Origin of the sequence: Desulfovibrio sp., from assembly GCF_047607245.1 — a bacterium.
Taxonomy (GTDB): Bacteria; Desulfobacterota; Desulfovibrionia; order Desulfovibrionales; family Desulfovibrionaceae; genus Desulfovibrio.
On record NZ_JASGDK010000186.1, the window covers coordinates 1 to 14,649 of the forward strand.

9 protein-coding genes, 1 tRNA gene and 1 pseudogene are annotated in these 14,649 nt (G+C 54.0%); 6 read left to right on the forward strand and 5 right to left on the reverse strand.

The window, feature by feature from the left end:
• Positions 1-214: pseudogene (locus tag QM579_RS13505) on the reverse strand (hypothetical protein); the annotation flags it as partial.
• A 72-nt stretch (positions 215-286) separates the two neighbouring features.
• On the opposite strand from QM579_RS13505, the gene QM579_RS13510 reads away from it, so the two are divergent.
• The 4 genes from QM579_RS13510 (at position 287) to QM579_RS13525 (ending at position 5,063) form a co-directional block, all read left to right on the forward strand.
• Positions 287-976, forward strand: coding sequence for a metallophosphoesterase family protein (locus tag QM579_RS13510; protein ID WP_414999650.1), 690 nt, complete (start codon positions 287-289; stop codon positions 974-976).
• A 331-nt stretch (positions 977-1,307) separates the two neighbouring features.
• Positions 1,308-4,223 carry an Rne/Rng family ribonuclease gene (locus tag QM579_RS13515; protein ID WP_414999651.1) on the forward strand — a complete coding sequence of 972 codons (2,916 nt, stop codon included), beginning with the start codon at positions 1,308-1,310 and terminating at the stop codon, positions 4,221-4,223.
• A gap of 71 nt (positions 4,224-4,294) precedes the next feature.
• Positions 4,295-4,918, forward strand: coding sequence for an epoxyqueuosine reductase QueH (locus QM579_RS13520; RefSeq protein ID WP_414999652.1), 624 nt, complete (start codon positions 4,295-4,297; stop codon positions 4,916-4,918).
• A gap of 69 nt (positions 4,919-4,987) precedes the next feature.
• A tRNA-Asn gene (locus tag QM579_RS13525) sits at positions 4,988-5,063 on the forward strand.
• 530 nt (positions 5,064-5,593) lie between these two features.
• Here the strand turns inward: QM579_RS13525 and QM579_RS13530 are convergent.
• From QM579_RS13530 to QM579_RS13545, 4 genes are all read right to left on the reverse strand, one after another.
• Positions 5,594-6,430 carry a carbohydrate ABC transporter permease gene (locus tag QM579_RS13530; RefSeq protein WP_414999653.1) on the reverse strand — a complete coding sequence of 279 codons (837 nt, stop codon included), beginning with the start codon at positions 6,428-6,430 and terminating at the stop codon, positions 5,594-5,596.
• Complete coding sequence (locus QM579_RS13535) at positions 6,427-7,311, reverse strand: carbohydrate ABC transporter permease (protein WP_414999654.1); 885 nt, start codon at positions 7,309-7,311, stop codon at positions 6,427-6,429. The genes QM579_RS13530 and QM579_RS13535 overlap by 4 nt, the downstream gene beginning before the upstream one ends.
• A 73-nt stretch (positions 7,312-7,384) precedes the next feature.
• Complete coding sequence (locus QM579_RS13540) at positions 7,385-8,668, reverse strand: ABC transporter substrate-binding protein (RefSeq protein ID WP_414999655.1); 1,284 nt, start codon at positions 8,666-8,668, stop codon at positions 7,385-7,387.
• A gap of 144 nt (positions 8,669-8,812) precedes the next feature.
• Positions 8,813-9,865 (reverse strand): ABC transporter ATP-binding protein, encoded by a 1,053-nt coding sequence (locus QM579_RS13545; protein ID WP_414999656.1) that lies wholly within the window; start codon positions 9,863-9,865, stop codon positions 8,813-8,815.
• A 941-nt stretch (positions 9,866-10,806) separates the two neighbouring features.
• Here QM579_RS13545 and kdpA point away from each other — a divergent pair.
• Together kdpA and kdpB are read left to right on the forward strand one after the other, a co-directional pair.
• Positions 10,807-12,558, forward strand: coding sequence for a potassium-transporting ATPase subunit KdpA (gene kdpA / locus QM579_RS13550; protein WP_414999657.1), 1,752 nt, complete (start codon positions 10,807-10,809; stop codon positions 12,556-12,558).
• 29 nt (positions 12,559-12,587) lie between these two features.
• The coding region (gene kdpB / locus QM579_RS13555) for a potassium-transporting ATPase subunit KdpB (protein WP_414999658.1) at positions 12,588-14,649 on the forward strand (2,062 nt) is incomplete at its 3' end.

Below are 14,649 nucleotides of genomic sequence, written 5' to 3' on the forward strand. Positions count from 1 at the left end.
CCACTGAAGACGCCTGACGCCAACAATCAGCCATGAGCAGATTCTTTTGTGCGGCCTCTGCACGTTCTTTCGCAAGAGAGGCGGGCTGTTCACGCCGTAGCGCACCCATTCGCACACGCAGCTCTTGCTTGCGTTCGGCCAGTCCGTCCGGGGATTCAGACGTGTCAGGAGGTATGGGCATGTAATCGGCTTGCACCGTGTTTTTTTCACTCATGCCGGGCCTTTTCTTATGTACTGAAGTATGGCAGCATCATTGCAGCGTAATTATAACAAAGGACACACCGCCATGCCAAGCTCTGACACTCAGGACTACCTCTGGATCGCTGTGGGTGACATCCACGACGAAACTGAACGTTTTGCCAAAATTCCTGAACTGGGCCAGGCTGACGGCATCATCGTCACTGGCGATCTCACGGTGACGGGCGGCGTCAAGCAGGCAGAGCTGGTGATGGATTCCTTGCGCAGCCATAATCCTATGATTCTTGCCCAGATAGGCAATATGGACCGCCCGGAAGTAGACCAGTGGCTTAGCGAAAAAGGCTGGAACCTGCACACAGTTACACGCGAGCTTACGCCGGATACGGCTATTTTTGGAGTTGGCGCTTCCACCTTCACGCCTTTCGGCACACCCAGCGAATTTCCCGAGTCTGCCTTCGCGGCATGGCTTGAAGGCTGCTGGCAAAAGGCACGAACCTATCCCCACAGCGTGCTTATCTCGCATAATCCGCCCAAGGACACAGCTTGCGATGTCATTCCTGGCGACATACACGTCGGTTCCACAGCTGTGCGCGAATTTCTTGAAGAAGCCCAGCCGGATATATGCCTGTGCGGCCACATTCATGAAGCGCGGGCGGTAGACCGCGTGGGACGCACCATCGTGGTTAACCCCGGCGCGCTGGCTCAGGGTGGCTATGTACTTTTACGTTACAACTCCGGCCAGTTATCAGCAGAACTCAAGGTTCTTGAAGAAGACTAGGGGCTGGCTCACGCCCCTTCTCGCATAATTATAAAGATGCCGCCCGAATTCAAAACCGGGCGGTATTTTTATGGCAGATAAAGTCTGCCAGTGTATTTGAAATAACTAAAAAAATGTTTGGACTAGCCATGTACAGATGGCCCTGCATCCCCCGCATTCCACAGGAAAGCTTGCATATTTTTCAAAAAAACGTACTCTCCAACAAGCAGACTAGTATGCCTACTGCAAAAGCGCGCCACACGGTGCTGCTGCGGTAGATTTCTTATGAAATTCAGGCATGCTGCTGAAATTTTTCGTGGAGGCGAACCCGCCCCGCAGACAAAGGACGTTCATGACCAAAGACCAAGAAACCCCCGTGACAGAGACCAAAAATTCAGGCGAATCAAGCCCGAAGCCCTCCAAACCCAAAGCACGCCCCACTGCCCGAGGAAAGACAGCTACTGCCCCCGCAGCATCTGCCAAAAAGGCGGAAAAAACTTCGCCCCCCTCCTCCCCTGCTTCCAAGACATCTCCCAAGGATTCCTCTTCATCCGCCAGTGCGGACTCCGCGCCCAAAGCTACCAGGGCCAAAGCTACCAGAAGACCAGCAGGCAAAGCAGTTGCCAGTAAAAAAAGCGCAGCACCTGATGCCGCCAAGGCCGAGAAGCCAGGCGGTGCGTCCGATACAGCGGTAAAACCTGCCACTGCCAGTGCGGACAAAACCACGGCCAAGAGTGCAGAAAAAACCTCTGCCCCCAAGGCCGATACGTCTGCATCTGTTGCTGCTGACTCCGGCAAAAAAAGTACCGCAAAATCTGCTGCCGCTCGCGGTAGAAAGACAACGGCCAAGACGGGCAAGGATACCGCAGCCCCTGCAAAGGCAAGCACCAAGACAACTTCGGTGGCAGCAGCCAAGGAAAAAACGCCAGCCGGTGTGAGCACGACCTCCAAGGGCCACGCCTCAAAGGCCGAAGAGCCCAAGCCCCAGGCGCGGCCCGATGTTGCCAAAACAGAAGCCACCAAGCCTGATGTCCCCAAGAACGCCGCTAGCAAACCTGCCAGCGCAGAGGTGAACAAAGCCACTGCAGGCGCCGGAATTGACACCAAGTCTCCTGGCGCGCCCAAGGCCCGCCCATCTACCAGAGCGCGCGCCGCGGCCCCCCGCAAAAAAACGGCAGTTCAAAGCTCCACCGAAAAGCCTGCTGCACATATTGAAAATAAAATTTCCCCTGCTTCCCCTGCTTCTGCCAATGCAGCCCAGCCCTCAAATACTCACGGCTCTTCCGCCAATGCGGGTCAAAAGCCCCCCCAAGCCGCACGGGCAGTCAGTGCTGTAACAGCTTTTGAAGACCAGATTTTTTCCATCACTGCCACGGCCACCTCAAGCGAGGTACTAGCTCTGGCTTCCGGTGAAAAACTGGCCATCACCAGCCGTGAATCGCTTGCCATTACAGGTTCTGAAACCCTTGCGCTTGAAGCTGCGACTGATACGCAGGATGCAGACGGACACGCTGAAGGTTCCGGCGATGCGCCGCGCCGCAAGAATAGACGCGGACGCCGTGGAGGACGCGGTCGTAACCGCAAAAAAGAACAGAATGGCGATACCGTAGAAATGCAGTCTGGCGACAGCGCTGCGGATGATGATGACGTTAAGGATGGCGTGGCACAAAGCGGCCAGAGTCAGACCACGGTTGAAGCAGATCAGGCCCGCTCACCAGCGCCAGCCAATACTTCAGACAAAGGAAAACCCGAAGCTGCCAGACCTGCCAGCAATAAAACTGCTCCGGCAGCCGTAGCGGGAAAGACAAAGCCTGAAACAAGCTCTGGACGCCGGCGTATGTTCATCAGCGTTCTGCCGGGCGAGCAGGTGGAAGTGGCCCTGACTGAAGACGGACAGCTGCTGGAATATTACCTAGACATGCTGCATCAGCGCAAAATCAAAGGTAATATCTATAAAGGCATCATCCATAATATCGACACAAATCTACAGGCCGCCTTTGTCAGCTACGGCGCTGGCAAGAACGGCTTCTTGCAGATTGACGAAATTCATCCCGAATACTGGCTGACACATCATGAGCCAGCCAAAGGCAAAAAATTTCCTCCAATCCAGAAGGTGCTTAAAGCCGGACAAGAAGTGCTTGTTCAGGTTGTAAAGGAACCCACGGGCAGTAAAGGCGCTTTTTTGACCACGTGGCTTTCCCTTGCCGGACGTTTTCTTGTGCTCACCCCCGGGCAGGAACAGATCGGGGTTTCGCGCAAGGTAGACGACGACGAAGAACGCAGCCGCCTGCGCGAAATGATGAATGGCATTGACCCCGGCCAGGGCCTGGGCGTCATCGTTCGCACGGTCAGCGCGGGCACCACCAAGACGACGCTCAAGAACGACCTGCAGTATTTAAAGCGCGTCTGGCGTGATATACGCAAGAAAGCCACTGAAGTTACGGCCCCTTCCCTTATCTATCAGGAGCCGGGCCTGTCTGAACGCGCAGTGCGTGACTATCTGACGGAAGACGTGGGCGAGATCTGGGTGGACAACGAAGATGTGGCCCAGAGCATTCGCGAAACCGTCAATCTGCTGTTCCCCCGCAAAAGCGATCTGGTGCGTCTGCACAGCGATGTGCGCACCTCCATGTGGGAACGGTTCAACCTGCGCCGCCAGCTGGACCAGATCTACACCCGTGAAGTCTTGCTGCCATCGGGCGGGCGGCTGGTTTTTGACCAGACAGAAGCTCTTATGGCCATTGACATCAACTCTGGTAAAATTTCCGGTAAGGGCAATTTTGAAGCTATGGCCCATAAAACAAATATGGAAGCCGCAGAAGCTATCGCCCGGCACCTCAAGCTGCGTGACATCGGCGGGCAGGTTGTCATCGACTTCATTGAAATGCGCGACAAAAAGCACGTCATTGAGGTGGAAAAAACCCTGCGTACCATCATGAAAAATGATCGCGCCCGGCACGATGTGGGCCGCATGAGTTCATTTGGTCTTCTGGAGCTGGTTCGCCAGCGCACAGGTTCGTCTGCTCTGGCCATCACGATGGAAACCTGCCCCGCATGCGGCGGCACGGGCCAGCGCCGCAATCTTGAATGGCAGGCTCTTCAGGTCTTGCGGGAACTACGCCGCATGATGCGCGCAGAAAGCAAAGAAAAGTGCATCTATAGCGCCTCACCTGAACTCGCCCTGTATCTGCTCAACCATAAACGCGACAGCTTGCGTGAAATGGAGCAGGCCTACAGCAAATGTCTTGAAATATCAGTGCGTCCTTAACAGACGTGCAAATTACAGCCTCCGGAAAGCACGCCTTTCCGGAGGCTACTCAAACGCCCCTCCCTGAGCCTATGCCCTCTGTCACCGCCGAACACGAGATGAACGATTTCACCCCCAAATGCGATTCGCGTAACCTGCTGCTGCACGTCTGTTGCGGCCCTTGCGCTGTCATGCCGATCACGCGGCTGCTGGATGAGGGTTTTGCTGTCACAGCATGGTATATGAATCCCAACATACACCCCCTGTCTGAATACCTGCGCAGAAGGGAAGCGGCGGGCGAATGCGCCCAACGGCTCGGCATTCCCATTTTGTATGATGACGCCAGCTGGAACATCACATCCTGGCTGCGCGCCGTAGCAGGACGAGATACTGCCCCCCAACGCTGCGCATATTGCTGCGCCAGCCGTATTGAAGCGGCATTTGCCACTGCCAGACAGCTGGGTTTCGCCTTTGTGAGCAGCAGCCTGCTTTACTCACGCTATCAGCCTCACGAGGTCATCAGACAGACAGGAGAGCGCCTGGCATGCACAGACGGCACTGGGCCTGATTTCGTGTATAGGGATTTTCGGGAAGACTGGCAGGAAGGCATTGATCGGTCCAAAGAAATGGAGCTGTATCGCCAGCCCTATTGCGGTTGTGTTTATAGCGAAGCTGAACGGTATGAAAAGAAGCTGACACGCCTTATAAAAATATGATTTAAATTATTTGCTTTTTTTGCTTGACCTTACTCAGGATTTTCCGTAAACACTTTCTTGCCTGAACGATCCCCGATAGCTCAATTGGCAGAGCGGGTGACTGTTAATCACTAGGTTGGCGGTTCAAGTCCGTCTCGGGGAGCCAAAAGAAAGTAAGGGCTTACGCAAAGCGTAAGCCCTTTTTTCATACCTTTTTTACGCCCAATTGCACCCAATCTGCACAATGTGATTTTGCTGGCCCATTTTCTCCCAAAGGGTAAATCTTTTTTGCTGCTGCTACCAGCCTACTACCTTTTCTCTCTCCTCTCCTCCCTTCCGAAGGACCGCCTAATGCAGCCCTCGAACCCCATTCGCTATCTTTCTGTCTGCGCCGATATTGAAATTTTCTGTTGCCGTGCGTGGTCTGCCATCATGCCTGTGGCCTTCAGTGATGTCGCACCATTACCCTGACGAGCCAAACAACATGACCAAGATTGATGGAGAGCAATATTATGGAGCAGTTGACCTCATTGCCGGCGGCAACTCAGCATTAGATTCAACACCTCAAGTCCGCAGAGATACTGTATGGTGCCACCACAAAATAATCCGGCAACGACAGAAAGACATAAGTAAAAAGCCCCAATGGCTACCGAGCTGGCGACCATTGGGACTTTTTGTATCGTGGGCAAGCCTGTTCTATTTGATGCCAGCCCGCATGAATGACTGAACAAACTGCCGCTGAAACAACAGAAAGGCCACCAGCAGCGGACCGGAGGTCATAAGCGTGGCAGCGGTAATGATAGTCCAGTCCACGCCCTGTTCCGTCGCCGAGAATATCTGCAGGCCAACTGTAAGTGGGCGCGAATTGACGGAATTGGTCACAATGAGCGGCCAGAGAAAATTGTTCCAGTGTGTGCTGATGGAAACCAGTGCGTAGGCCGCGTATGTAGGCTTGGCCAGCGGTACGTACACGTGCCAGAGCACCTGCAGGGTATTGGCCCCTTCTACCGCAGCGGCTTCCTCCAACTCCTTAGGAACGCTCTTGAAGGTCTGCCGCAGCAAAAAAATGCCAAAGGCTGAGGCCATGTAGGGCAAGCTGATGGCAAGGGTGGAATCAAGCACGCCAATCTTGGACATGGTGGAGTAATTCTCCACCACCAGCACATCGGGCATAATCATGAGCTGCATAAGAATAAGTGCAAAGGCGATGCCCTTGCACTTAAAATCGTACCGGGCAAAAGCGTAGGCCGCCAGAGTGCAAAGCACAAGCTGCATACCTGTGGTCAATGTAACCAGCATGATGGTATTGACAAAATAGCGGGCAAAGGGCGCGGCCTTCCAGGCGTTGGCAAAATTTTCAACCGTCAGCGGGCCTGTCAGGCTGAAGCGGGTAGAAAATTCCGCCGGGTGAAAGGCTGTCCAGATAGCGTAAAAGAGCGGCAAGGCCCACAAAATAGCAAGCACCCAGGCTGCAGTGGTGTCCAGTATGCGCGAAAACCCACGACTATCATACACGTTGCGCTGTTCGTTCATCTGTAGTGCACTCTCTTTTCAATGATGCCAAACTGTACAAAGGCGGCTAACCCCAGAAAGGCCAGCAGAACCATTGTCAGCGTTGCACCATAGCCCGTATCCCAAAATTTGAAGCTGGTTTCGTAAATGTAGTAGAGCAGCAACGAAGTGGCGTTGTTAGGGCCGCCCTGCGTGAGCACAAAGAGGTGGTCCACCATACGGAAGGCGTTGATGGTGGCGTTGATGAGCACAAAAAGCGTGGTGGGCATCAACAGCGGGATGACCACGCGCCGATAATAATAAGACCGCGAGGCCCCCTCAAGCATGGCCGCCTCCGCCAGGCTGGGTGGAATTTGCTGCAGGGCAGCGAGATAGAAAATCATAAAGAAGCCCGAATCCTTCCACACAGCAACGGTGATTACGCAAAACAGTGCGGTCTGTTCACTGCCCAGCCAGTTTATCCCTGTGGTTGCGCCCAGAAAAAAGCGCACTTGCTCAAGCAGCCCGTAATCCGGCGTGTAAAAAAACAGCCAGATGTTAGCCACAGCGATCATCGGCAGCACGGTAGGCACAAAGTAGCACAATCGCAAAAATGCCTGTCCGGTCAGCCGCGCATCGACCAGAAAGGCCATAAGTATTGCCAGCGACATGGAACAGGGGATGGTGCAGAAGGCAAAGATGAGATTGTTGCGTAACGATTTGAGAAAGACCTCGTCATCCAGCAGATAACGGTACTGCTCAAGACCTACGAACTGGGCTGGCACTCCCCCCCGCCCATCCATAAAAAAGCTGTGGATAAATGTGCTCACTGCAGGAAAATGCGTGAACGCCACCACCAAAATAAAGCCGGGTAGCAGAAGCAGCCATGCGTTGATTTGCCGCGTGGTTTCAGGTTTGAACATAGGGGCTTGCTCTCTTGCGTCTGGTAAAATCCTGAAAAGCTGCCAGGGAGGTACCTCCCTGGCAGCACAATACTTACTTTTGGTAGCGACGCAGGATGCGGTCAGCTTCACGCTGGGCGTCCTCAAGAGCGGCATCAGGCTTCTTGGAGCCGTTAACGGCAGCCTGAATGGCGTCATCTAATGACTTGGTCACGCGCTGATTTTCGTGGGTGGAAAGCTCAGGTACGGCGTGGGCCAATTGATCACGGGCCACGGCAGCATAGGGAAAAACCTTGACGTAGTCTTCCATACGTTCGGTCTTCCATGCATCGGGACGCACGGCCACATAGCCAGTGTCGATGCCCCACTGAGCGGCGCGTTCGGCGGTGGTCATCCACTGCACAAACTTGACTGCAGCCTTACGTTCTTCAATCGAGGAATTTTTGAAAATGTAGAAGTTGCCGCCGCCTGTGGGTGAGCCAAGGCGAGTATTGGCAGGCAGCATGCCCACGCCGAAGGGAAACTTGGCGTTGGTGCGCACGTTGGTAAGGTTGCCGGTAGTAGTCCACATGATGGCGGTTTTACGCTCAAAGAAATCGCGGGGGGTGGTGGACCAGTCAATAGTGCCCGTGGGCGACACTTCGTACTTGTAGGCCAGATCAGCAAGAAACTGAAGAGCTTCGATATTCTTGGGATTATTGAAAAAAACTTTGTTGCCCGCGTCGTTCATCAGCTCAACGCCGTTAGTGATGGCAAGAGCCTGAAGCATCCAGTAGGCATAGCCAGTGCTGGGGATAGCAACGCCCCACTGGGTGACTTTGCCGGATTCGTCCTTCTTGGTGAGTTTTTTGCCTATTTCAACCAGTTCCTGCCAAGTGGTGGGGCCTTTTTCAGGATCAAGGCCGGCTTCCTTGAACATTTCCTTGTTCCAATACATCACGATGGTCGAACGCTGAAAGGGAATGCCCCAGGTTTTGCCTTCGGTCTGGCTGTTCCGCATAAAACCGGGAAAGTAGTCCTTGGTGAAGGCCATGTTGTCCTTGCCCACGATTTCATCGTAAGAGACAATGGCGTTTTCATCGATGAGGGTGAACATGTCGGTGGAAAGCAGCACGGCTACGTGCGGCGGCTCGCCCCCGCGCTGGGCGGTGAGGGCCTTAGTGAGCGTATCGCGATAGTTGCCAGAATACACGGGGGTAATCTTGATATCAGGGTTTTCCTTCATGAATTCCTGGGTCATGCCCTCAACAATCTTGGTGATGGGGCCTCCCACTGAAACGGGAAAATAGAATGTGAGGCTGGTCTGGGCCGCCAGTACACTGCCAGCGCTCAGACAGACACAAAAAATTGCCAAAAACAACGGGCGAAAACATTTCATAGATTTCTCCTCAAAGGGTTTGGGGCTGCATCCGTACTATCGCCTGAATGTTACCAATTGTGGACAAATGTGTATCGAAATTAAAGGATTATGACAGGAGGACGACAAACTGCAGCAGAGCCACTGCGCAAGCTGCCCAGCCGCTTATCCTGCGCGTAAACGCTTACCTGTTTTCGCTTCAAAAAAATGCATGGCATCGGCGTCAAAGTTCAGCCGCAACTTCTGGCCGGGCTTGAAACCGGAATTACCCGCCATCTGTACGGCCACCTGCTGCTGGCCCAGGCTGCACGTCAGCACGGAATCCGCACCAAGGTACTCCATACTCATCACTTCGGCTTCCCACGGACCGTCGGCCGTTACCTGAATATGCTCGGGGCGTATGCCCAGCGTGCATTCGGCGGTAACAGTGGCCGGTACCGGGCAGTATTCATTGCCCGTGATGACTGCCTGCCCCTTGCACATAGCGACACTCATTAGATTCATAGGCGGCGTGCCGATAAAGCTGGCCGCAAAGGTAGTGGCGGGTTTTGAGTATATCGCAACAGGGGCGTCGTTCTGCACAATATGTCCGTGCTGCATCAGAATGATTGTGTCGGCCATGCTCATAGCCTCAGTCTGGTCGTGGGTAACATAGACCATAGTCATGCCAAGGCGTAACTGCAGGTCGCGAATTTCGCGCCGCATTTCGAGCCGGAGCTTGGCATCAAGGTTGGAGAGTGGCTCGTCCATAAGGCACACGGCCGCCTCGGCCACAAGGGCACGGCCAAGGGCCACACGCTGCTGCTGCCCGCCGGAAAGTGCGGAGGGCTTTCTGTCCAGCAGGCCGGAGAGTCCGAGTACGTCAACAGCGTTGTCCAGCCGACGCTTCTGATCAGCCTTCGACACTTTGCGCACCATGAGGCCAAAGAGAATATTTTCCCGTACTGTGAGGTGTGGAAAAAGCGCGTACGATTGAAAAACCATGGCCAGATGGCGCTCCGCCGGGGGCAGGTCGGTTACGTCGCGGTCACCAATATAGATGCGCCCTCCGGAAACACTTTCCAGTCCGGCAATAAGACGCAGTGTGGTGGACTTTCCACAGCCTGAAGGCCCGAGCAGTACAAGCAGCGAGCCTTCATTGATTTCAAAGGATACGTTCTTTACAGCGTGGGTTGCACCCCACTGTTTACACACGTTTTCAAGGCGAATTGCGGACAAGCTTAGCTCCTTTCATGCATCGCATAATTGGGGCAGTTTCGGATCATACTCCAGAGGTATCTGGAACAATTTTGATTTGAATCACCCTGTATTGCGACTTGTAGCGGGAACGCTAGCATTTGCGTTTTTTGCATTACAGACAGGGATGTTACAATTTTGCGACAAAGCCGGACTTTATCGCCACATCCTGCCGCGATTAAAAATAATGGAAAATCTTGAGGAAAAATGCTGACTGGCAGCACACATTTCTGATTCTCATGTGGACGATGGGCGCAACCTGGCATTCAACGTGGGCTACTGCGCGCCACTGCTGAAAAAGCTGCGACGCACACATTGCAACCTTGCTACAACAACCCGATTATGTGGTGATAAGCGTAGATATGTCGGTGTATAGCCAGCTGACTGGCTATACACTATTGGGCAGAAGCGCTGGTATGCGCCTGCTTTTTCTGCTGACGGCGATCCTGTTTTTTCAACCTGTGCCGCCTTTCCCGGCAAACAGCATGTGTGTTCGCCCATCAGCACGGCCTTACTGAGTGTTTTTCCGGCTCAGACTTTTATATCATCTATTGGCATATCCCCCCGCGTTTTATCACTCCCTGAAATCTCGCGCATATACATTGAAGGCGATAGATACGCCTGAAAGGCGTGCCTGGCTTATTCTCTATTTGCATAAAAAATAAAATATATGTTGTTAATTATAAGGAACAAGATTTTCGCAATTCTTTGCAAGGTTAAAAATCGCTGCTCACGTAATAAGCTCTTTTTGATGGTGATTTCAAATAAGGACTTACGGCATTTGCGCAAGATTCATGACGTATGGGGTCACCTCTGCAATTTAAGATAGATTTAATACCATCTGCCTAAATTTAACACCAATTTCACGCTGTTTTTCATACCGTGCTTCTGCGGGAAAGGTTCACCACCCGCAGGAGGATTTTATGGAAAATGTCATTCTTCAATGCGCACTGTACCTTCTGGTATTGGCCGTGCTTGCGTGGCCTTTGGGGGTGTACATGGGCAAGGTCATGGACGGGGAGTCGCTGAGCATCCTTTCCTTACTTGCGCCTTGTGAACGCGCCTTGTACCGAATTCTGGGGGTGAACCCCACGGAACAAATGGGCTGGAAGCGGTACCTGGGCTGCGTGCTGGCCTTTAGCGCCGTCAGCATAGTGATTCTTGTTCTTCTGCTTATGGTGCAGCATACGCTGCCCCTGAATCCGCAAGGCATACCCGACACAAGCTGGGACCTTGCCCTGAATACCGCCGTAAGCTTTGTCACCAACACCAACTGGCAGGCCTACTCCGGCGAGAGCTCCATGAGCTATCTGGCGCAGATGGCCGGGCTTACAGTGCAGAACTTCGCTTCCGCCGCTGTGGGCATTGCCGTTCTGTTTGCTTTTATACGGGGCCTGCGATCTTCGAGAACTGCGGCATTGGGTAATTTTTGGGCTGACGTCACCAGGGGCACTCTGTATATCCTCTTGCCGTTTTCTCTTGTGCTGTCGCTTCTGCTTGTGTGGCAGGGCGTGCCGCAAAACTTCTCAGACTACAAAACTGTTGCCCTGCTGGAACCGCTTTCCACAGAAGACGGAACAGCCGTTACCGAGCAAATGGTTCCAATGGGGCCGCAGGCTTCGCAGGTAGCGCCCAAACAGTTGGGTACCAATGGTGGCGGTTATAACGGCGTCAACTCTGCCCACCCGCACGAAAACCCCACCCCCCTGTCAAATATGCTGGAAATGTTGGGCCTTTTGCTCATTCCCGCTGGATTGTGCTTCACTTTCGGCCAGAAAGTAGGCGACATGCGCCAGGGCATCGCCTTGTTTTCCGCCATGTTCCTGCTGTTGACAGTCGCAATTGGCTTCACGGTGTGGGCAGAGCAGGAAGCAACTCCGCAACTTGTTCAAAACGGATTAGTAAATCTTACCCCGCAAGGCGGATCCATCGCTCAGCCCGGCGGCAATATGGAAGGCAAGGAAACGCGTTTCGGCATAGTTGGCAGCGCTGTATGGGCGGCCTCGACCACAGCCGCGTCCAACGGCGCGGTCAATGCCATGCACGATAGTTTAACGCCCATAGGCGGTCTTGTGCCTATGGTGCTCATGCAACTGGGAGAAGTTATTTACGGCGGCGTGGGCAGCGGCCTTTACGGCATGTTGGCCTTTGTATTGCTGACCGTGTTCCTAGCCGGACTTATGGTGGGCCGTACCCCGGAATACCTGGGTAAAAAAGTTGAACCTTTTGAAATGAAGGTGGCTGCAATAGTTTGTCTGGCAACTCCCGTAATCATCCTGATCGGCAGCGGCATCATGTGCCTCGCACCGCAGGTTGTGGAAAGCCTTAACAACCCTCTGCCACACGGGTTCAGTGAAATTCTTTACACAGCAACATCCGCCGGGGCCAACAACGGTTCGGCGTTTGCCGGGTTAAACGCCAATACACCGTTCCTCAATGTTCTGCTCAGCGTGCTTATGCTGGCCAGCCGATTCGTGCCCATCGCCGCTATTCTTGCGATTGCAGAAAGCCTGGCACGCAAAAAAAACATGGCCACCAGCGCTGGCACGCTTTCTACAAGCAGTGGTTTATTTGTTTTTCTGCTGGTCTTTGTGGTGCTGCTTGTGGGCGCGCTGAGTTTTTTTCCAGCGCTTGCCCTTGGCCCTGTGGCCGAACATTTACAAATGGCACGGTAGCCTGAATATCGCGCATCAAGGATAATGTTATGTCCGCAAAATCAGAACAAACCACGAATGGCAGCCGCATGCTGCAAAAAGCGTTGGCAAGCTCGTTTGCCAAGCTAGCTCCCCGCTCCCAAGCTCGTAACTTTGTCATGTTCACCGTGTATCTTTCCGCCATCATGACCACGATACTGGCCGTTCTGGGTGGTTCAGGAGCACTTTCAGTCCACACCGTGCAAGCCGGATTTGCTGGCGCCGTAGCCGTAATTTTGTGGTTCACAGTACTGTTTGCCAACTTTGCCGAAGCCATTGCCGAGGGGCGGGGCAAGGCGCAGGCTGAAAGCTTGCGCAAAGCACGTAAAAACGTCACCGCCCGCCGATTGCCGAATCCCTCCACGCACGACATGCACGTTATGACGCCATCCACTGACCTTAGACCCGGCGATCACGTGCTGGTTCATGCCGGGGAGCAGATTCCCGCCGATGGCGACGTTACAGAAGGCGCAGCTTCGGTGGATGAAAGCGCCATCACGGGCGAATCCGCCCCTGTTATCCGTGAAAGCGGCGGTGATCGCAGTGCCGTAACTGGCGGCACCACAGTTCTTTCCGACTGGCTGGTGATACGTGTCACCAGCCAGGTAGGCCACAGTTTTCTGGACAGAATGATTGCTATGGTTGAGGGGGCCACCCGGCAAAAAACTCCCAACGAAATAGCCCTGAATATTCTGCTGGTGGCGCTTACCATTATTTTCCTGCTGGTTACGGGTTCTCTGTGGTGCTTCGCACGCTTTGCTGCGGAACAGGGGCACGCCCCCAATCCTGCTGACTTTACGTCGCTGGTGGCGCTGTATGTGTGCCTAGCCCCAACTACTATCGGCGCGCTGCTTTCAGCCATAGGGATCGCAGGTATGAGCCGTCTGAATCGGGCAAATGTTCTCGCCATGAGCGGACGCGCCATTGAAGCGGCAGGCGATGTGGATGTGCTGCTGCTGGACAAAACAGGCACCATTACTCTTGGCAATCGGCAGGCCGTGGCTTTCAAACCAGTGGATGGCCACAGCGAACAGGATTTGGCCCACGCGGCACAGCTTGCCTCGCTGGCGGACGAAACTCCTGAGGGACGCAGCATTGTACAGCTTGCCGAAACCATATCACCCCAACGCACTAGAGAACAAAATGACGGCAGTATGATTTTTGTGCCTTTTACAGCCCAAACCCGCATGAGTGGCGTTGACGTGCAGAATTCTTCCATCCGCAAAGGGGCAGCCGATGCCGTTAGCATCTTTGTTGAGAACAGGGGTGGTCACATCAGCTCGCACTGCGCTGAAGAAGTCAACACCATTGCCCGCCAGGGCGGAACTCCGCTGGTGGTGGCCCGCGATGCCACTGTGCTTGGTGTTGTACATCTCAAGGACATCATCAAGGACGGCGTCAGAGAAAAATTTGGCGAACTGCGCCGCATGGGCATAAAAACGGTCATGATTACCGGCGACAATCCACTTACTGCGGCTGCCATCGCCGCAGAGGCTGGTGTGGACGATTTTCTGGCCGAAGCCACCCCAGAAGCCAAACTAACCCTCATCCGTGAATTTCAGGCAAAAGGACATCTGGTGGCGATGACCGGCGATGGAACCAACGATGCCCCGGCTCTAGCACAGGCTGATGTGGCCGTTGCGATGAATACGGGGACCCAGGCGGCCAAAGAAGCTGGAAATATGGTGGACCTTGATTCTTCGCCCACAAAGCTGCTGGACATCGTACGTATCGGCAAGCAGCTGCTCATGACGCGCGGCAGCCTTACAACCTTTTCCCTGGCCAACGACGCGGCCAAGTACTTTGCCATCATCCCCGCCCTATTTATGGGATTATACCCCGGTCTGGGGGCGCTTAACATTATGGGCCTACACAGCCCGCACAGCGCCATCCTTGCCGCCACCATATATAACGCGCTTATTATTGTGGCGCTTATTCCCCTGGCCCTGCGAGGCGTGAAGTACCGTGAGGAGTGTTCCGAACACCTGCTGCGCCGTAACCTCTTCATTTACGGGTTGGGAGGACTGGCCGCACCTTTTGTAGCCATCAAGCTTATTGACCTATGCCTGGTCG

What these genes read in the sequence shown, in the direction of transcription:
- QM579_RS13510 (WP_414999650.1), top strand. Translation starts at nt 287, where the DNA reads ATGCCAAGCTCTGACACTCAGGACTACCTCTGGATCGCTGTGGGTGAC.
- QM579_RS13515 (WP_414999651.1), top strand. Translation starts at nt 1,308, where the DNA reads ATGACCAAAGACCAAGAAACCCCCGTGACAGAGACCAAAAATTCAGGC.
- QM579_RS13520 (WP_414999652.1), top strand. Translation starts at nt 4,295, where the DNA reads ATGCCCTCTGTCACCGCCGAACACGAGATGAACGATTTCACCCCCAAA.
- QM579_RS13530 (WP_414999653.1), bottom strand. Translation starts at nt 6,430, where the DNA reads ATGAACGAACAGCGCAACGTGTATGATAGTCGTGGGTTTTCGCGCATA.
- QM579_RS13535 (WP_414999654.1), bottom strand. Translation starts at nt 7,311, where the DNA reads ATGTTCAAACCTGAAACCACGCGGCAAATCAACGCATGGCTGCTTCTG.
- QM579_RS13540 (WP_414999655.1), bottom strand. Translation starts at nt 8,668, where the DNA reads ATGAAATGTTTTCGCCCGTTGTTTTTGGCAATTTTTTGTGTCTGTCTG.
- kdpA (WP_414999657.1), top strand. Translation starts at nt 10,807, where the DNA reads ATGGAAAATGTCATTCTTCAATGCGCACTGTACCTTCTGGTATTGGCC.